This window comes from Aeromonas sp. 602396 (assembly GCF_049173735.1).
GTDB lineage: Bacteria > Pseudomonadota > Gammaproteobacteria > Enterobacterales > Aeromonadaceae > Aeromonas > Aeromonas veronii_A.
The window spans coordinates 33,175-51,252 of the sequence record NZ_JAAKSD010000013.1; the positions used below are offsets into that span (position 1 = coordinate 33,175).

Annotated in this window: 16 protein-coding genes; 2 read left to right on the forward strand and 14 right to left on the reverse strand. The window is 55.8% G+C overall.

The features are described from left to right. Positions 1–30: 30 nt before the first annotated feature. From pdxH to G5229_RS15275, 5 genes are all read right to left on the reverse strand, one after another. A complete protein-coding gene (gene pdxH, locus G5229_RS15255; protein WP_005353629.1) occupies positions 31–669 on the reverse strand; it encodes a pyridoxamine 5'-phosphate oxidase in 639 nt (212 codons plus the stop codon). A gap of 140 nt (positions 670–809) precedes the next feature. Then, positions 810–1,145 (reverse strand): hypothetical protein, encoded by a 336-nt coding sequence (locus G5229_RS15260; protein WP_227341066.1) that lies wholly within the window; start codon positions 1,143–1,145, stop codon positions 810–812. Continuing rightward, the gene (locus G5229_RS15265) at positions 1,124–3,094 is read right to left on the reverse strand and encodes a reprolysin-like metallopeptidase (protein ID WP_421209509.1); all 1,971 of its coding nucleotides are present in this window, start codon (positions 3,092–3,094) and stop codon (positions 1,124–1,126) included. The genes G5229_RS15260 and G5229_RS15265 overlap by 22 nt, the downstream gene beginning before the upstream one ends. Positions 3,095–3,346: 252 nt before the next feature. Continuing rightward, complete coding sequence (locus G5229_RS15270; RefSeq protein WP_421209510.1) at positions 3,347–3,676, reverse strand: hypothetical protein; 330 nt, start codon at positions 3,674–3,676, stop codon at positions 3,347–3,349. After that, positions 3,673–5,679, reverse strand: coding sequence for a reprolysin-like metallopeptidase (locus tag G5229_RS15275; protein ID WP_421209511.1), 2,007 nt, complete (start codon positions 5,677–5,679; stop codon positions 3,673–3,675). The genes G5229_RS15270 and G5229_RS15275 overlap by 4 nt, the downstream gene beginning before the upstream one ends. A 222-nt stretch (positions 5,680–5,901) precedes the next feature. On the opposite strand from G5229_RS15275, the gene G5229_RS15280 reads away from it, so the two are divergent. Next, on the forward strand, positions 5,902–7,113 hold the full coding sequence (locus G5229_RS15280) for an RsmB/NOP family class I SAM-dependent RNA methyltransferase (RefSeq protein ID WP_421209513.1): 1,212 nt from the start codon (positions 5,902–5,904) through the stop codon (positions 7,111–7,113). A gap of 81 nt (positions 7,114–7,194) precedes the next feature. Here G5229_RS15280 and G5229_RS15285 read toward each other — a convergent pair whose 3' ends face one another. The 6 genes from G5229_RS15285 to G5229_RS15310 form a co-directional block, all read right to left on the reverse strand. Then, on the reverse strand, positions 7,195–7,578 hold the full coding sequence (locus tag G5229_RS15285) for a RidA family protein (RefSeq protein ID WP_421209515.1): 384 nt from the start codon (positions 7,576–7,578) through the stop codon (positions 7,195–7,197). A 69-nt stretch (positions 7,579–7,647) separates the two neighbouring features. Continuing rightward, positions 7,648–9,942, reverse strand: coding sequence for a formate C-acetyltransferase (pflB, locus tag G5229_RS15290; RefSeq protein ID WP_421209517.1), 2,295 nt, complete (start codon positions 9,940–9,942; stop codon positions 7,648–7,650). Between the two features lie 44 nt (positions 9,943–9,986). Continuing rightward, positions 9,987–11,195 (reverse strand): propionate kinase, encoded by a 1,209-nt coding sequence (gene tdcD / locus G5229_RS15295; RefSeq protein ID WP_421209519.1) that lies wholly within the window; start codon positions 11,193–11,195, stop codon positions 9,987–9,989. 201 nt (positions 11,196–11,396) lie between these two features. After that, positions 11,397–12,728: a threonine/serine transporter TdcC gene (gene tdcC, locus G5229_RS15300; protein ID WP_279505501.1), complete on the reverse strand. Its 1,332-nt coding sequence runs from the start codon at positions 12,726–12,728 to the stop codon at positions 11,397–11,399. Positions 12,729–12,739: 11 nt separating this feature from the next. Beyond that, a complete protein-coding gene (tdcB, locus tag G5229_RS15305; RefSeq protein ID WP_421209521.1) occupies positions 12,740–13,744 on the reverse strand; it encodes a bifunctional threonine ammonia-lyase/L-serine ammonia-lyase TdcB in 1,005 nt (334 codons plus the stop codon). Between the two features lie 359 nt (positions 13,745–14,103). Then, a complete protein-coding gene (locus G5229_RS15310) occupies positions 14,104–14,448 on the reverse strand; it encodes a Grx4 family monothiol glutaredoxin (protein ID WP_005353650.1) in 345 nt (114 codons plus the stop codon). A 288-nt stretch (positions 14,449–14,736) separates the two neighbouring features. Here G5229_RS15310 and sodB point away from each other — a divergent pair, with 288 nt between their 5' ends. After that, positions 14,737–15,321, forward strand: a complete 585-nt coding sequence (gene sodB, locus G5229_RS15315; protein WP_005334664.1) for a superoxide dismutase [Fe] — start codon at positions 14,737–14,739, stop codon at positions 15,319–15,321. A 112-nt stretch (positions 15,322–15,433) separates the two neighbouring features. Here the strand turns inward: sodB and G5229_RS15320 are convergent, their stop codons facing one another. From G5229_RS15320 to G5229_RS15330, 3 genes are all read right to left on the reverse strand, one after another. Next, the gene (locus G5229_RS15320) at positions 15,434–16,246 is read right to left on the reverse strand and encodes an MlaA family lipoprotein (protein ID WP_216951790.1); all 813 of its coding nucleotides are present in this window, start codon (positions 16,244–16,246) and stop codon (positions 15,434–15,436) included. 86 nt (positions 16,247–16,332) lie between these two features. Continuing rightward, positions 16,333–17,601 carry a c-type cytochrome biogenesis protein CcmI gene (gene ccmI / locus G5229_RS15325; protein WP_421209524.1) on the reverse strand — a complete coding sequence of 423 codons (1,269 nt, stop codon included), beginning with the start codon at positions 17,599–17,601 and terminating at the stop codon, positions 16,333–16,335. After that, complete coding sequence (locus tag G5229_RS15330; RefSeq protein ID WP_227341076.1) at positions 17,598–18,077, reverse strand: cytochrome c-type biogenesis protein; 480 nt, start codon at positions 18,075–18,077, stop codon at positions 17,598–17,600. The genes ccmI and G5229_RS15330 overlap by 4 nt, the downstream gene beginning before the upstream one ends. Position 18,078: the final 1 nt, after the last annotated feature.

Here is an 18,078-nt window from a genome sequence, read left to right on the forward strand (position 1 = left end):
TCCTTGTGAAAACAGAATTGAACAGTGCGCTCAGGGTGCCAGACGCTCGATATGCCAGCCATCCCCGTCGCGGGTGTAGTAGAAGCGGTCGTGCAGCCGGTGCTCGCCCCCCTGCCAGAACTCCACCGTCTCGATCACCACCCGGAATCCGCCCCAGAAGCTCGGCAGCGGCACTTCGCCATTGGCAAACTTCTGCTTGAGCTCGAGGAACTTGGCCTCCAGCACGCCGCGGGCCGATATGCGGGTCGACTGCTTGGAGACCCAGGCAGCGATCTGGCTATCCTTGGGGCGGCTGTGGAAATACTTCATCACCTCGAAGGTGCTCATCTTCTCCACCCGGCCAGTCACATGAACCTGTCTGTCCAGCGTGTGCCAGGGGAAGAGCAGGCTGATACGGGGGTTGCCTTCCAGCTGCTGCGCCTTACGGCTGCCCATGTTGGTGTAAAAGACCATCCCCTGGGCGTCGTAGTGCTTGAGCAGCACAGTGCGCTGCCAGGGCTGACCATCGGCATCCACCGTCGCCACCACCATGGCGGTGGGATCGGTCAGTTTGGCCTCACAAGCCTGCGCCAACCACTTCTCGAACAGCGCCAGCGGCTCGGCCGGCAGATCGGCCCGGTGCAGCCCGCCACGGGAGTATTCACGGCGCAGATCAGCAACATCCATCATCTTGATTTTCCTTCAAATAAATAATGGTTCCACGACCATCAAGAGAGTGACGCAGGCATTGTGCTCCGCTCATCTGTCAGTGACAAGCCATAACACAGCGGGGAGGCAACTGCCTCCCCGCTGTGTTTACCTGCAAACTATTACCTCTGAATCGCCTCCGGCATGCACCTTTCCAGCATCTGTCGGTTATATCGGGTGGCATAGTCAATCCGCTGCTCAAACTCCGCCTCCTTGCCCATCTCAATCACATCTCCGAACCCTTTCAGATAACGGACTCCGCACCGGGTTCTCGCTTCTGCTTGCAATGACTCCACAACCCCCGGGGCCATGCCGCCACGCCCGCCGCGCACGATGAGCCGATAATCCTGAGCAGCAAGACTCTCATCTATTGCCTCGGTCAGTGATGCGGCCACAACAGGCGCTGCGCAGATATGCAGAAACAGCAAACTGACGGCTAACCGTAATACCTGCGCCATCCGGCTGCACCTCCCATCAGGATGATCACAATGATACTCACCGCACCACCACCGCCGCCGCCGCCGCCACCCGTATTGTTGTCGGTAATGACAGTTGCACTTTCCGTAGTGGCCGACGCATTACCTCTTATCCCATTGATAGAGAAAAAAATATTATTGCTGCATGCCAGCTTCAGCCTAGCCGTGCTGATCAACGGTGCAGGCAACACCACACTGGCCGAACCGTTATTGACAAGCCCGCTTGCCAGCGTAGTCCAGCTAGAACCGCCATTCTGTGTCAGTGCCAAATCCACGCTGGGACAGTTGATAGGAGGCTGATCGGTACCGGCAACATTCCATGTCACTAGCTGAGTGCTACCCGCCACCATGGCGCCAATCTGTGGGGCTGTGATGGCAAATGCCGCGCCGGTATTGATCACCTGCACCACCATCTCATCACTGCTGACCGCCCCCTGACCATCACGTACGGTAAGGCGGAACTGGAGATTGCGATTGGTCGCTGGCCACGCCTCCCCTTTGGCCAGCACACCCGTGATCAGCGAGCTCATGGCAGGCAAGGTTCGGCGGGGATCCGAAGTTGGCGAGACAAAGCGAAACAGCGGGCGTGACCCATCATCCACCATGGTGGCCAAACTGCTGGATGCGTTGCCCAGATCCACCTGCTCCCAGGTGTAACTCAAGGCATCCCCATCCAGATCCAGCGCGCTGCCGCCAAGGGTGAAAGGGGTATTGGCCGGGATCACGCGATCAACACCCGCATCCACGACCGGCGCATTATTGGCAAGTGCTAGGTCGGTGCCGCAGGAGGGTAAATAGGCCATCAAGGTACGCATCTGCTCGATCGACTTGCTGTGAAAGAAAGGTGCGCTGTTAACCTGCAGATTCTCCTCACCACAGATCCCGGCATAGGCCATGATGGTCGAGCCACTGCCCGGCTCCCAGGCTGAGCTAGCCTTGCGACCTGTCGCACAACTGTCGGCCATGCCATTGAAGGAGTGCTCGGCCCCCAGCTGGTGCCCCAATTCGTGAGCCACATAATCAATAAAGAATGCATCGCCGATAGGCTGTGACCCTCCGGTCATGCCCCGTGAACGGCTAAACGGGTTACAGAGGGATCTCAGGGTCGCCACCCCGCCGCCTGATGTCGCCAGCAGATGGCCCAAATCAAAGGATGGATTCAACAGCAAATCCTGTTGGACCTGATTGATGGCAATATCCTGAGTCGAGTTGGTGAAAGGATCCGTCGCCGGATCAGTGAAAATCACCTTGTCTGTATCGGCTGCAAGCTGAAACTCGGCCCCCACATCACGGCGATAGACTTCATTGACCCGATTAAGCAGTGTTGCAATAGCAGAGAGTGCAGCAACCTTGGTACCACCATGATACTGGGTATATTCTCCGGTTGCCGAGATGGCGATGGTATAGCGCTTGCGCAAATTGCCATCGACCAGCACAGCTCGCTCACGCTCGATACCATGAGGATCAATCACCTGATCCACATCCTGTCGCCGCCAGGCATCTTGCTGTTCATAAACGGCATAGGAGAAACCATTCTGAAGCGGATCGACATAAAAGGTACGCCCCTGATGGGTAAACATACCGTGAAAACCATGTATGGTGACATCAAATCGGCCTGTATCCGCCGCCCGATCGATAGCCTTCCCACTGTAAGTATTGATAGATGGATAACGCTGGGCCAAAGGCTCCGGGAGCAAGGCATTGGGATGAACATCAAACTGCACCGTAGTGCCATCCGGCAGTGGCAAAGTCAACACACTGGCGAGATGCCCGGGTTCAAAAGGCTTGTCAGGAACCACCACTCTGACCTTTTCAGCTCGCACATCATAGATCCCTCCCCTTTCCAAGTTTTCATCCATGAAGGTCCACTGTGGTTCTGCTGCAACCTGAACAGACAAACTGGTGATAATCACCGCAATGCCATGCTTCATAGAGCCTCCTTGCCCTACCTTGGTGACAACAAGTATGGTGCAGCGTCAATTGACGATCTGCGTGACAGACAGAAAAGAAAATTCGCACAAAACTTCTGTCACGCTGAGACATCGTGCTACACCCACGCTCCCCATCTCAGGCGATACAGACTGACCCCATTCAACAACGGAAAAAAGTGAAGGCGCCATTGGCGCCTTCACGGATAGATAGGAGGCTGAATATCCCCCCATTTGGATTGGTTCGTTGGCGTATTACTGCTTATCCGCGCCCGATGCTATCGGGCAATGAATCACCATGCGCCGGTTAAACTCGCTGGCGTAGGCACTCAGTTTGGCATGCGTTTCGTGCTGGCCGGGCCTTATCACATCGCCCAATCCATCCAGATAACGCTTGCCACAGCGCGCCTTGGCCTCTGCCTGCTGCTCGGCTGCAATACCAGGGGCGAACTCTCCCCGCCCAGCTATCACTATCAGGCGGTAATCCTGCCTGGCGAGGTTTGCACTCAGCTCCTGCTCCAGGGTGCTGGCATCGGCCTGACAACCGCCGAGCATGGCAAGCAGCAACAGAGGGACTCCCTTCATTTGCGCCTCCGTTGCCAGCCAAGCAGCGCCAGTGCTAGCGTCCACAATCCGAGCACCCCGCCACCACCACCGCCACCTGAATTAGAGCCACCTTGCACCAGAGGCAATTTGAGGGGACTGATGGCAAAGAAGATGTTGTCGCTACAAGCCACTTTCAGCCTGACACTGCTGGTGAGATCGGCAGGCAACGTTACCGTTGCTGCGCCGTTATTGGGTTGTCCGGCGGCGAGCATTGTCCAGCTTGCGCCCTCATCCTGGGTCACCGAGATGTCCACCTTGCTGCAACTGATCGGCGCCACAGTTGTGCCCGCCACATCCCATGCCACTGCCTGACTCCCCCCGGGCGTGAGGGTGACCCCGGAAATTGGGCTGGTGATGCGAAATGCTGTGCCGGTATTGACCACCTGCACCTTCATGTCATCGCTGGCAACGCCACCCTGACCATCTCGCACCGTCAGTCTGAAATTGAGATCCCGGTTGGTGGTCGGCCAGGCCTCTCCTTTGGCAAGCGTGCCGGAGAGCAGGGATGGCAAACTCGGCAGGATCCGCTCCGGCGATGCCGTGGGAGAGACAAAACGAAACAGCGGCCGGGAGCCATCGTCAACCATGGTAGCGACGCTGCTCGATTCGGTGCCTTTGTCGATCTGCTCCCAGTTGAAGAGCAGAGGGTTACCATCCAGATCCGCCCCCGCCCCCTTCAGGGCAAAGGGCGTATTGGCCGGGATCACATAATCGTTGCCGGCCGCAACCTGCGGAGCATTATTGCTCAACGCGAGCGTGGTTCCGCAGGTCGATACGCTCGCCATATGAGCTCGCATCTGCTCGATGGACTTGCTATGGAAATAGGGATCGCTGTGTGGCTGGATATTCTCCTCACCGCAGATGCCGGCATAGGCCATGATGGAGCTGCCACTGCCCGGCTCCCAAGCTTGCTCCTCAGCACGGTTACCCGCACCACAATTGCCGGTCGTGCCGTTGAAGGTATGCTCGGCACCAAACTGGTGGCCAATTTCATGGGCCACATAGTCTATAAAGAAAGCATCACCGACTGGTTCTTTTGAACCCGTCATGCCAGATGACTTGGCGCCATAGGCGTAATAGGGTGGCAGGGTATCAACACATAACACCCCCAAACTCGCCAAACCACCGCCTCCAGTATTGAGGACATGGCCGATATCAAATGCCCCCACATCCCCGGCAGCAAACGCCTGAGCCTGCACATCTACGTTCAGATCAGCATCCGCATTGGTGTTATCAAAGGGATCGCTGGCCGGATCGGTAAAGACCAGGTTGTCATTGCCACTGGCCAATACAAACTCGGCCCCCACATCCTGTTGATAGACCTGATTCACTCGGTTGAGCAGGGTTGTGATGGCCGCCATGGTCAGAACCCTGGAGCCTCCGTGGTATCGGGTATATTCCCCCGTCGCCGAAATGGCGATGGTGTAGCGCTTACGCACATTACCATCCACCTGCACCCTTTGCTGCAACGCCCTGTCGGCATCATGGCCAAGCACCTTGTCCGCCTCATCCTCCAGGCGACTATGGGCATCCTGCTGGTAATAGACGGCATACCCTTCGGCATTGCGCAGCGGATCGACAAACACCATCTTGCCCTGATGGCTGAACATGGCATGGAAACCCTGTGGCCCCAGATCGAAGCGCCCCGTCTCTATCGGATGCGCCGGGTTGTACCCCTTGAAGGTGCGGATCTGCGGATACTTGGCGGCAAGATCTGCAGGCAGCAAGTCGTAGGCTTCCAGAGCAAAGGTGACCTCCCCCCCATCGGGCAGCGGCAGGGTCAGCTCACTCACCCCGGCTTGCAGTCCGGCAAAATAGTCGAGCGGCACCTTGGCCACTCGAAACTGATTGGCCCGCACCTCATAACCTTGCTCCGCAGTCGCTCTGGCGGCTACCGTGCTCCACTCGCTGGCCATCAGGCTGGTTGAGCCCAGCATGCTGGCAACCAGCAAGGCCACCCTAGAGTATTTCGTCACATGCATTGTTTTTAGTCCTTGTATTAATGCAATCGCCTGAATTGCGGCCTGTACTTTATTTTTATTCGGCCACATCAATACAAAGCTGAAGCAACCCTTTCCACCATTCCCGAGTGGGAGTGTTGCGCCAACCCCGTCTAACCCCTATCATTGCGCGGATTTGTCAATTTTAGAACTGCTCCTCTTCACAAAGGTGCGGTTCATCTTTATCTGGCCAAGGTTAATCTCATGCTCAAATCCCCACTGTTGCCCCGTTTCGGGGATCTGGTCGTTGCCATTGTTGACGATGTGCTCGGTCAGGGTCTTACCCTCGACCGCGCCTATGCCCGTCACTTCTCCGGCATCGAACTCAAACCGCAAGAACAGGCAAGGATTGCTCTGGTCACCGGCGACCTGCTGCGCCGTCTCAGCCTCTATTGTTTCCTCACCGGCATTCAGGTGCGTCAGGCCGAAAAGAATGTCTGGCCACTGCTGCACAGCTGGCACGCCTTCCACAAAATTGCCCAGCCCAACCACCCGACCCTGGATCGCTTCAATGAAGAAGCATTCCGCCGCCGTCTGACCGAGGCGAAGAAGAACCCGGTATTGATGGATGGTTGCCCGAGCTGGCTGGAGAAACTGGGCAGCGAGCAGCTGGGTGAAGCCTGGCCGGCCGAGCGTGCAGCGCTGGCCTGGATGCCCAAGCGTTACCTGCGGGTCAACACCCTCAAGTGTACCCGTGATGAGTTGCAAGCCATGCTGGCCAAAGAGCATGTCACCACCATTCCGGTTGAAGGTGTGGAGACAGCCCTGCAGGTCACCTCCGACGCCGCCCTGTTCCGTACCAAGGCTTTTGCCGATGGTTGCTTCGAACAGCAGGACGCTGGCTCCCAGCTGGTTGCAGCGGCTCTGGAGGTTACCCCAGGCATGCGCGTCATCGACGCCTGCGCAGGTGCCGGTGGCAAGACCCTGCATATCGCCGCCATGATGCAGGGCAAAGGCCGTTTGCTGGCAATGGATGTGGAAGAGTGGAAGCTGGAGAACCTCAAGCAGCGCGCCCGTCGCGCCGGTGCCCACAACGTGGAGACCCGGGTCATCACCAGCAGCAAGACCGTCAAGCGCCTCAAAGAGAGCGCCGACCGCGTACTGCTGGACGTGCCCTGCTCCGGTCTGGGCGTCCTCAAGCGCAATCCGGATGCCAAGTGGCGTGATACCGCCGAGCGTCTGCCGGTACTGGTCGCGCTGCAAGAAGAGATCCTGCAGCGTTACAGCCAGATGGTGAAGGTCGGCGGCCTGCTGGTCTATGCAACCTGCTCCATCCTGCCCGAGGAGAACCGCCAGCAGGTGGACAAGTTCCTCGCCGCCAACGAAAACTTCCGTCTGCGTGACGATCACACCGTGAGCCCGTCCGAAACCGGCTTCGACGGCTTTTACATGGCTCGTATCGAACGGATCGCCTGATCTGCCCGATGACCATATAGACAAAAGCGGCTGCCATTGGCAGCCGCTCTGTTTTGGCTTGCTGACACACTCCCGATGGGGTTACAGCGCAGCAATCGCCTCTATCTCGATCTTCACATCCTTCGGCAAGCGGGCCACTTCCACGCAAGAGCGCGCCGGATACATGGCATCGTGCTCGGTGAAGAAGTCGTTGTAGACCTGATTCACCGCAGCAAAGTCGTTCAGATCCGAGACAAACACCGTGGTCTTGAAGATGTTGCGCACCTCGCCGCCTGCCGCCTCGACAATCGCCTGTACGTTTTGCAGGGAGCGCAGGGTCTGCGCTTCGATCCCCTCCGCAACGTCGCCGCTCACCGGGTCCAGTGGGATCTGACCGGAGGTGTATAGGATGTTGCCAATCCGGGTGGCCTGCACATAGGGGCCGATGGCGCTCGGCGCCGCCCTGGTCGTGATAACCTGTCGCATCTGTTACTTCCTCGTGCTGACAAACAAAAAGTAGGCCCGGAGCAAGCCTGCTCACCCCGGGCATGAGAGTTACATCATGTTGGTGAAGGTTCTGGAGATGACGTCCTGCTGCTGCTCGCGGGTCAGGGCGTTGAAGCGCACCGCATAACCGGAGACCCGGATGGTCAGGCTGGGGTACTTGTCCGGATTGTCGATGGCATCCAGCAGCATCTCGCGGTTCATCACGTTGACGTTGAGGTGCTGACCCCCTTCCACATCCCGCTCATGATGGAAGTAGCCATCCATCAGCCCCACCAGATTGTTCTCGCGATTGGCCGGCTCCTTGCCGAGCGCCCCCGGCACGATGGAGAAAGTGTAGGAGATCCCGTCCTTGGCGTATTTGAACGGCAGCTTGGCCACCGAGGCGAGTGAAGCAACCGCCCCCTTGCGATCCCGACCGTGCATCGGGTTGGCTCCCGGTGCAAACGGGGCACCGGCACGGCGACCATCAGGGGTGTTGCCGGTCTTCTGACCATAGACCACGTTGGAGGTGATGGTCAGGATCGACTGGGTCGGCACAGCATTGCGGTAGGTCGGCAACGCCTGGATCTTCTTCATAAAGCGCTCGACCAGATCGCAGGCGATGGAGTCGGCCCGCTCGTCATTGTTGCCGTACTGGGGATACTCCCCCTCAATTACGAAATCGACCGCCAGCCCGTCAGCATCACGCACCGGCTTGACCCGGGCGTACTTGATGGCCGCCAGCGAATCGACCGCCACCGACAGACCGGCAATGCCGCAGGCCATGGTGCGATAGACGTCGCGATCGTGCAGCGCCATCAGCGAGGCCTCATAGCTGTACTTGTCGTGCATGTAGTGGATCAGGTTCAACGCGCTGATGTACTGCACCGCCAGCCAATCCATAAAGCTGTCGAGGCTCGCCATGACGGTCTCGTAATCCAGCACCTCGTCCATGATGGGCGCCACTTTCGGACCAACCTGGATCTTCAGCTTCTCGTCCACGCCGCCGTTGATGCAATAGAGCAGGGTCTTGGCCAGGTTGGCGCGTGCACCGAAGAACTGCATCTGCTTGCCGATCACCATCGGGCTCACGCAGCAGGCGATGGCGTAGTCATCGCTCTCGAAATCGGTGCGCATCAGGTCATCATTCTCATACTGCAGGGATGAGGTATCGATGGAGACGCGGGCCGCATAGGTCTTGAAGGCACGTGGCAACCCTTCCGCCCAGAGGATGGTGAGGTTAGGCTCGGGCGCCGGCCCCATGGTCTTGAGGGTATGGAGATAACGGAAGGAGTTCCTGGTCACCAGGGTGCGACCATCCAGCCCCATGCCGCCGATCACCTCGGTGGCCCAGATGGGATCGCCGGAGAAGAGGGAGTCAAACTCGGGAGTACGCAGGAAGCGCACCATGCGGATCTTCATGATGAAGTGATCGACCAGCTCCTGGGCATCCTGCTCGTTGATAAGCCCCGCCTTCAGATCCCGCTCGATATAGATGTCGAGGAAGGTAGCGGTACGACCGAGGGACATGGCCCCACCATTTTGCGACTTCACCGCCGCCAGATAAGCAAAGTAGAGCCACTGCACCGCCTGCTGGGCAGTGCGTGCCGGCCCGGAGATGTCAAAGCCATAGCTGGCCGCCATCTGCTTGATCTGCACCAGTGCCCGCTTGTGCTCGGCCAGCTCCTCGCGCTGGCGGATCACCTGCTCCAGCTGCTCTCCCCGCTCGAGAGCCGGTTGCAGATCGGCAAACTGCAGCTCCCGTTCACGGATTAGATAATCTATGCCATAGAGCGCCACCCGACGATAATCTCCGATAATGCGACCACGGCCGTAACCATCCGGCAAACCGGTCAATACCCCTGATTTTCGGCAGCGCAACATCTCGGGAGAGTAGACGTCGAACACGCCCTGGTTATGGGTTTTGCGCAATTCGCTGAAGGTATATTCAAATTCGGGATCCATCTCCCGGCCATATGCTTCAAAAGAGCTGCGGATCATATTTACGCCGCCAAACGGGTGCAGCGCTCTTTTAAGGGGCTTGTCGGTTTGCAGGCCAACAATCTTTTCCAGCCCCTGCTCGATATAGCCCGGCCCGTGGGCGGTGATGGTCGTGGCAATATTGGTATCAAAATCGACCGGCGCGTGGGTGGCATTCTCGATGCGGATCCCCTCCATCACCTTATTCCACAAAGTGGTGGTCGCTTCGGTCGCATCTGCTAAAAACTGCTCGTCACCTTCATAGGGGGTGTAGTTCTGCTGGATAAAATCACGGACGTTGATCTCGTGCTTCCAGTTTTCACCGGCAAACCCTTGCCATGCCTGACGGAATTTATCCTGATCCAATTGCATATCAACTTTCATCAAATAAACCTCATTCACTACTCATGACACTACAGTGGAAGATGTCAGACGCACTCGGCCTGACGAACCAGCTGCCCCAGACGAATGGCATCCAGTGCGATCATTTTCTCTTCATTGGTGGGAATAACCGCCGCCAGCACCATGGACTCTGCCGCCGAAATCACCCGGCAGCCCTCGCTATTGGGACGCTGGTTAAACGGCTCACTGATCGCTACGCCAAATACCTGAAGTCGTTCGCATACCAGCTTTCTGATAAAGGCCGAGTTCTCGCCGATCCCGCCGGTGAAAATAACGGCATCCAGCCGGCGCAATGAGGTGGCATGGCCGCCGATATGGCGGGCAATACGATGGACAAAAGCGTGAATGGCCAATTTTGCCCCGGGATGTCCTTCGTGATAGGCAGCTTCCAATACCCGCATATCGGAGGAGAGCCCCGAAATACCCAGCAGGCCGGACTGCTTGTTCAATACCCGCTCGATATCCTCGATGGATTGCCCCGTCTTGCTGGCGATATAGGCCAGCACGCCAAAATCGATATCACCGCTGCGGCTGCCCATGATCAGCCCCTCCAGCGGCGTCATCCCCATCGAGGTATCGACGCTCTTGCCATCCTGTACTGCGCAAACAGAGGCGCCATTACCCAGATGAGCAATGACCAGACCGGCATCGTGGCCATTCAACCCAAGGAAGGAGACCGCCTGCTCGGCGACATAGCGATGGGAGGTGCCATGGAAGCCATAGCGGCGCACGCCATAATCCTGCAGATATTGGTAAGGCAGCCCATAGATATAGGCTTCCGGCTTCAGGGTCTGGTGAAAACCGGTATCAAATACCGCAATTTGGGGTTGTGTGGGAAATAGCTGACGAGCCGCCATCACACCACTCAAATTGGCGTGATTGTGCAGGGGAGCCAAGGGTGACACCTGCTTTATTTTGGCCAATACATGTTCATCAATGATCACGGCTTCGCTAAATTCACTGCCACCATGAGCAATGCGATGACCCACCAGTGCAATGGCATCCAGCAGATCCCGTTTTTTCAATTCCGCCGCGATGGCAGCCAATGCACAGGTGTGGTTATTTTCAGCTAATGACATTGCGGGCTCTTTACCCACTTGCAATTGGGGATGGGCCGTCTCAATACCATCCGCCATACCGGATATCACCACCTCGCAGGTTTTACTATCCAGTACCGAGAATTTGACCGACGAAGAGCCGCAATTGATAACCAGAACCAACGAATCAAACTTCATTACATCGCCTCGATATTTATGCTGTCGAGTCACTGCTGTCAGAACATATTTACCACTGTGTTTAGTGGCCAAATAACGGATAGCCTTGCCCTCGGCCCAAATAATTGGGCCAACCAAGAACCGGTTATTGCGCGCTTCTGACTACGCCATGCAGACCCCGCCAAGGGGATCTGAATGGCTGATGACTTGCAGAAAAGGTTTTCAGAACAGCTTGGAAACAATATTCAGGATGGTCAGCACACCTATGATGGTGACAAACAGGTTGCTGGCCTGACCTTTATATTTTGCCAGTGCCGGTGTCTTGTTGACGGCATACATCGGCAGCAGACAGAGCAGGGAAGCGATGATCGGCGCCCCCATTGCCTCAATCAGGTCGAGGATGTTGGGGTTCACATAAGCGACCAGCCAGGTGGAGCCCATGATGAACAACATACTGACCATATTGAGTTTTTTACTGGAAACCTTGCTCTTGTCGCCCTGGTAGCCAAAGCGGAGGATAAGGCCGTTCAACCCTTCCAGCGTCCCCAGATAGTGGCCGAAGAAGGATTTGAAGATAGCAACCAGCGCGATAATGGACGCCGCATACTCCAGAGTGGTGGCAAACGCAGACTTGCTGCCCGTCATCGAGGAGAAGTGGTTGGCCAGATAGGAGAGCACCGGAATATTCTGGGCCTTGGCTTCCGCCATATTTTGCGGCGACAGGGTAAACAGGCAGCTGAAGGCAAAGAACATCACCACGGCCACCATCAGCATGCTGGCACCGGAGATAATCTTCGAGCAGCGCTTCTCGGTAAAATCACGACCGAACTCCTGCTCATACTCTTCCCGCTTGGAGACGATGAAAGAGGAGACAATCGGCGAGAAGTTGAAGGAGAAAACCATGATGGAGATCCCCAGCCAGACGGTGACCAGAATACCATCGTGACCGAACATGGATATCTCGCTAAGGTTGACCTGATCAAAGACGGCACTATTCCAGTACGGAACGAGGGAGAGAGAGATGACCACTAGGCTGGCGATGAAAGGAAATACCAGATAGCTCATTACGCGAACCATCAGATCCTTACCAAAATAGATCACAAATGCCATCAATAGCAGCAGCCCAAGGGCGACAACACCCCGATTAAGCGGCGCCATTTGCAGTTGATGCTCCCAGAATGCCATAAAGGTATTGGTGATCGTCACACCATATATCCACAGCAGTGGGCAGATGGCAAAGAAATAGAGGAAGGTAATCACTACCCCACCCATTTTGCCAAAATGTTCTTCAACGGTCTCGGTAATATTTGCCGATGGATTGCTGCCAGAAAGACATAATCTGGCCAACGCCCTGTGGCAATAAAATGCAATAGGGTAAGCCAGCACCAACATGATTAATATAGGTATCAGGCCACCATATCCGGCCCGGATTGGAAAGAACAAGACCCCCGCCCCGATAGCAGTACCGAACAGACCTAATCCCCATGTGGTATCCGATTTACGCCATGCACGCGTATTCTCTTTACTGCCGGTGACAACACTGTCTAATATCATGACTGCATTCCTTACAGGCTAAAATGACGAATATTGTTCTGTTCGATAATTTCGGCGATCCGGGTCAGATCAATATTGCCACCCGAAATAATGCTGACGGTCTTTTTACCTTCGACATAATGTTTCAGCTTGCCACTGAGCAGCGCTGCCGAGGCCAGAGCTCCCGCCCCTTCGGTAATCACCTTGTTGCGCTGAATAAGGTCAACCATGCTATGACGAATATCATCCTCGGTGACCAGTACAATATCATCCACCAATTGTTTGACGATTTCGAAGGTCAGTGAACCGGGTCTTGCCACATCACAGCCATCGGCCAGCGTGCTGCTGGTTCTGTGATTGGTCATGGTACCGGCATAGAAAGAGGCCGCCATACCGTGCACATTCTCGGATTGCACACCAATCACCTTGATGGTCGGATTAATAGATTTGATAGCCATGGCAACACCGGCAATCAAACCACCGCCACCGATCGGCACTATGATGTTATCGACATCATACAAATCTTCGATAATTTCCAGGCCAATGGTGCCCTGACCGGCAATCACTTTTGCATCGTCAAAGGGGGGAATAAATACGCGGCCTTCCATCTCCACGATTTCGCTGACTTTGGCAATGGTGTCATTGAAACTATTGCCATGCAGAATAACTTCCGCCGAATAATCGCTGGTTGCAGCAATTTTTGATTTTGGTGCACAGCAAGGCATGACCACCTTGGCATCAATTCCCAGCATGGCACTGGACAAAGATACCCCCTGCGCGTGATTACCGGCAGAGCAGGCGACAACACCTTTTTGACGATCCTCCAGACTTAATGAACTGAGTTTGTTGAAGGCACCGCGAATTTTAAAAGAGCCTGTACGTTGCATGTTTTCAAGCTTGAGGTAAACCTCGCCATGGCAACGTTCGCTGATGTAGTTAGAGGGTAATTGCGCGGTCTTGTATATATGGTTGGTCAGTCTTTTTTTGGCTTCGGTAATATCATGAAGACCAATGGGCAGATTGCTATACATCTTCATCGCAAATCTCTTTTTATTTATTAATTTGTAGGGTTTTATTTCACAGGGCGAAGCGATACTAGGTTCTATCACTTGCAATTAATGTGAGCATAAACACAAAAAAATCTACAAAGAGACTGCGTCACGGTGAAATTATCAAAAAATGTGATGGCAGCAACACTTGAATCCAAAATGATTAAAAAAAGTAATCGCAGATTGGGAAATCAATATGGTTAACAACTCCAAAACAAAGCGGCAAAGATTAGATTTTTCAGGGCGAACGCGTTGCTTTTTGCAACCGACAATCAGTTGCTTGCCTGCCAGAACCGGGATAATAAAAAAGGAGCCGATGTGGCTCCCTATCGACAACACAGGACCGATTACTCGGCTGCTGCATCATCTTTCTTGTACTTGGCAGCAGTCTCTTTGATCAGAGCCTGCAACTCGCCAGCCTGGAACATCTCGATCATGATGTCACAGCCACCGATCAGCTCACCTTCAACCCACAGTTGCGGGAAGGTCGGCCAGTTGGCGAATTTTGGCAATTCGGCGCGGATATCCGGATTCTGCAGGATATCAACGTAGGCAAACGGCTCGCCGCAGGACATCAGAGCCTGGGAGGCCTGGGCAGAGAAGCCACAGCTGGGTAGCTTGGGGGAGCCCTTCATGTAGATGATGATGGGGTTGTCAGCCAGCTGCTGCTTAATCTTTTCAATAGTTTCCATAGGTGCCTCACTAGAGCGATTTCGGCGGCCATTCTACTGCAATCTTGCCCGAGCACAAACTGACAAAGGGGTGACCCGGCTCGAATTGTGCAAAGAACCCACACAGGATTGATCGCGATCATGGCGCCAATCAAGAGTTGTTAGGCCATCTTTGATACTGCTACAATCCCTTGGCTTTGGGCTACCCAGCCCCATCATTTTAAAAACAACTCTTTTCACATATAGAAAAGAGTACGCAATGTCTTGCAACCGTCGCCTTCGCACGGTCCAGCCAATGGAGAGTAGAAAATGGCATTCGAACTTCCCGCTCTGCCCTATGCAATCAACGCTCTGGAACCGCACATCTCCCAGGAAACTCTGGAATATCACCACGGCAAGCACCACAACACCTACGTGGTCAACCTGAACAATCTGGTGCCGGGTACCGAGTTTGAAGGCAAGTCTCTGGAAGAGATCATCAAGACCTCCAACGGCGGCATCTTCAACAACGCCGCCCAGATCTGGAACCACACCTTCTACTGGCACTGCCTCTCCCCGAATGGCGGTGGCGAGCCGACTGGCGCCCTGGCTGATGCTATCAACAAGGCATTCGGCTCCTTCGCCGAGTTCAAAGATGCCTTCACCAAATCAGCCATCGGCAACTTCGGTTCCAGCTGGACTTGGCTGGTGAAAAAAGCTGACGGCTCTCTGGCTATCGTCAACACCTCCAACGCTGGCTGCCCGCTGACTGAAGCCGGTACCACCCCGCTGCTGACCGTTGACCTGTGGGAGCACGCCTACTACATCGACTTCCGCAACCTGCGTCCGAAGTACATGGAAACCTTCTGGGCTCTGGTTAACTGGGAATTCGTGGCCAAGAACTTGGCTGCCTAATCAGCCTCGCTTGCCAAAACGCCCCGCACTGCGGGGCGTTTTTTTATATCTAGATGGCTGCGTAAATGAAAGAGGCGCCCGCAGGCGCCTTTTACATATCGAGATAGCCAGTTTACTGGTCCAGCTCGTCCATGTATTCATCCAGATTGGCATCGTCGGCCTGCTCTTGCTGAGACGCTTTCAGCTCGGTCTGCTTGCCCGTCACCTTGCCCTGGTTATATTGCAGGTAGAAGTCCTTGGTTAGCGCATAGGGGTCGAGGGAGTTGTCGATGATCCGCTCCTGATCGATCAGCTTGGCGCGATTGCCCAAGCCATCCAGAACCCAATGAGTAACCCTTAACGGGATAGTCAGCAAGGCATAGGGGAAGTAGATGGTGTCAATGGTGTCACCAACCAGCTCCCGAGTGGTGGTCGGGCCGTAGACAGGCACCATGATGTAGGCACCATTACCGATATCGGCCCTGCCCAGCACTGTGTCCATCTCCAGCTTGTTGCGCTCGAGACCGGCATGTTTGGCCACATCGAAGATACCCAGCAGACCGACGGTGGTGTTGAGGGTAAAGCGCCCCAGGTTGGTCCCCGCCCCCTTCAAATCACCGGTGATCAGGTGGTTCACCATGCTGCTCGGTTCATCAAAGTTGGCAACAAAGTTGGCAATGCCATCCTTCACCCCCACCGGAATATAGCGAGCGTAAGCATGTACCACAGGACGTGCTACATAGGGCTCCAGCACATCATAATTGACCGCCCACATGGCCCGGTTTGCTCCCTGGAAGGGATCACGCGGGTCGGCCGCCGTACTGGTGGCGCCCGGACGATTCATACCGGGATTGAGATCCAGACTCTCTGGGCCAGGCTTGGGCGGGCCACCGGCACAACCAGCCAGCAAGAGGGCTGCCAGTATGGCCCCTGAACGAAGATACATATGATTGTCCTGACGTTTTATTTTGATTTATCAGAAGTATAGATAACCCGGCCCCTATCAAGGAGCCGGGTTATTCAAAGGACATATTAGAGGGCGTGATCGATACGGATGTCAATCGGAGCAGTAGGGGTCTCGGCCGTCTTGACCGGCACGGATACCCCTTCGAAGGCTCCTTCCTTGTTCATCACATTGCCACCGCGGGAGAGACGTGCCTTGAACTGCAGTTCTGGATACGCTTCCAGCTTGCTGCCCTCCATCATGGCGTCACCATCCCCCAGTGAAAGGGTGACAGGCAGGGTTGGCCCAGCGATACGTTTCACCGCGATGGGCATGGGTGGTCCGTTGGGCACCACGGCAAAGACGAAGAGGTGAGCATCTTCCGGCATCTGGATGCCCGCAGCCAGCGTGATGTGGATGGGGAACTCTCCCTCATTAACGTCAGACTGCTTTACCTGCTCTGTTCCCGTTTTGGCTGCGCCTGAATTCGTCACCTCTATGCCACGCTGCTTGAGCTGCGTGCGGGCATACTCCATGGAGCGCTCAACCATCACATAACGGGGAGAGCCTTTTTCCATCAAGGGCAACATCGCCTGCCAGCGAGACAGCGCGGTCTGGAAGTCCTCTTTCTGCAGCGCCATAAAGGCATAGACGGAGCGCGCCTCGATATTATCAGGCTCCTGCGCGATGGCTGCACGCAGCAGTGCATCGGCCTGCACCTCCTCCCCCGTCATCATCAGCGCTTGGGCATAGGGCACCGCCACCAGCGATTTCTGGGGAGCAAGCTTGTAGGCACGCGACAGCGCATCGTTGGCCATCTCGGGATCATTGCCATCCAGCGCCAAACGTCCGAGCAGCAACCAGCCGCGGTAGTCGTTCGGTTCATCCTTTAGGCGGGTACGCAGTGCCAGCGTGAAGTCCAGCAGATCCTGCTCGGTTACCTGGGCATCCCGCTCCACCAGAATGCGGTTGCTCAGCTCGCCAAGACGGCTGCTGGCATCCTGCCAGCGGCTCACCTCCTGCCATGAACCCAGCTTGTAGTAGATACCCAGGCTCACCACCACCAGCACCAGCACACCTGGGATCCAGCTCAGACTCTTGCCACTGCGGGCTGTCTGCTCCACATCGGGAATATCATCCAAGAGGCTGCGCTGCAACTCGACCAGCGATTCGGGCTCCTCGGCAAGCACACCCTGCTCTCGCTCCTCGCCAATCTCTAGCAAGCGCTGACGATAGAGCTGTTTGTTGAGCGCCGAGCGACTGATGCTCTGGTTTCCCTCACTGCGCCACAACGGTAACACCAGAGCCAGACTCACCAGCACCAGCAGGGCCGCAATCACAATCCAAAAGGCGGTCATTGTTTCTCTTCCTCTTTGAGCAGCTCGGCCAGGCGACGCTGCTCTTCATCGCTCAGGGTGCTTTCCACAGGCTCTGACGTTGCCGCAGAGCGTCGGCTACGTATCACCACCACGCCGATGCCGATAACGATCACTAACAGCGGGCCAAGCCAGAGGATCAGGGTCGATGCCATCAGGGGCGGGTTATAGAGGATAAAGTTGCCATAGCGGGCAACCATATAGTCCACGATCTCCTCTTTATCCTTACCCTCGCGCACCATCTGGTAGGTCTTGTCACGCAAGTCCTTGGCCAGCCCCGCATTGGAATCGGCGATATCCTGGTTCTGGCACTTGGGGCAGCGCAGCTCTTTGGTCAGTTCGCGAAAGACCTGCTCCTGATTGTCGTTGTCGAAGGTGTAGACATCGATAGCAGCCATGACCGGCGTTTGTACCACCCATCCCAGCAACAGCAGCAGGGAAGCAATAAATACTCTCATC

Excerpts from the sequence above, each read along its gene's own strand:
- pdxH (WP_005353629.1), bottom strand. The coding sequence starts at position 669 with ATGATGGATGTTGCTGATCTGCGCCGTGAATACTCCCGTGGCGGGCTG.
- G5229_RS15260 (WP_227341066.1), bottom strand. The coding sequence starts at position 1,145 with ATGGCGCAGGTATTACGGTTAGCCGTCAGTTTGCTGTTTCTGCATATC.
- G5229_RS15265 (WP_421209509.1), bottom strand. The coding sequence starts at position 3,094 with ATGAAGCATGGCATTGCGGTGATTATCACCAGTTTGTCTGTTCAGGTT.
- G5229_RS15270 (WP_421209510.1), bottom strand. The coding sequence starts at position 3,676 with ATGAAGGGAGTCCCTCTGTTGCTGCTTGCCATGCTCGGCGGTTGTCAG.
- G5229_RS15275 (WP_421209511.1), bottom strand. The coding sequence starts at position 5,679 with ATGCATGTGACGAAATACTCTAGGGTGGCCTTGCTGGTTGCCAGCATG.
- G5229_RS15280 (WP_421209513.1), top strand. The coding sequence starts at position 5,902 with ATGCTCAAATCCCCACTGTTGCCCCGTTTCGGGGATCTGGTCGTTGCC.
- G5229_RS15285 (WP_421209515.1), bottom strand. The coding sequence starts at position 7,578 with ATGCGACAGGTTATCACGACCAGGGCGGCGCCGAGCGCCATCGGCCCC.
- pflB (WP_421209517.1), bottom strand. The coding sequence starts at position 9,942 with ATGAAAGTTGATATGCAATTGGATCAGGATAAATTCCGTCAGGCATGG.
- tdcD (WP_421209519.1), bottom strand. The coding sequence starts at position 11,195 with ATGAAGTTTGATTCGTTGGTTCTGGTTATCAATTGCGGCTCTTCGTCG.
- tdcC (WP_279505501.1), bottom strand. The coding sequence starts at position 12,728 with ATGATATTAGACAGTGTTGTCACCGGCAGTAAAGAGAATACGCGTGCA.
- tdcB (WP_421209521.1), bottom strand. The coding sequence starts at position 13,744 with ATGAAGATGTATAGCAATCTGCCCATTGGTCTTCATGATATTACCGAA.
- G5229_RS15310 (WP_005353650.1), bottom strand. The coding sequence starts at position 14,448 with ATGGAAACTATTGAAAAGATTAAGCAGCAGCTGGCTGACAACCCCATC.
- sodB (WP_005334664.1), top strand. The coding sequence starts at position 14,737 with ATGGCATTCGAACTTCCCGCTCTGCCCTATGCAATCAACGCTCTGGAA.
- G5229_RS15320 (WP_216951790.1), bottom strand. The coding sequence starts at position 16,246 with ATGTATCTTCGTTCAGGGGCCATACTGGCAGCCCTCTTGCTGGCTGGT.
- ccmI (WP_421209524.1), bottom strand. The coding sequence starts at position 17,601 with ATGACCGCCTTTTGGATTGTGATTGCGGCCCTGCTGGTGCTGGTGAGT.
- G5229_RS15330 (WP_227341076.1), bottom strand. The coding sequence starts at position 18,077 with ATGAGAGTATTTATTGCTTCCCTGCTGCTGTTGCTGGGATGGGTGGTA.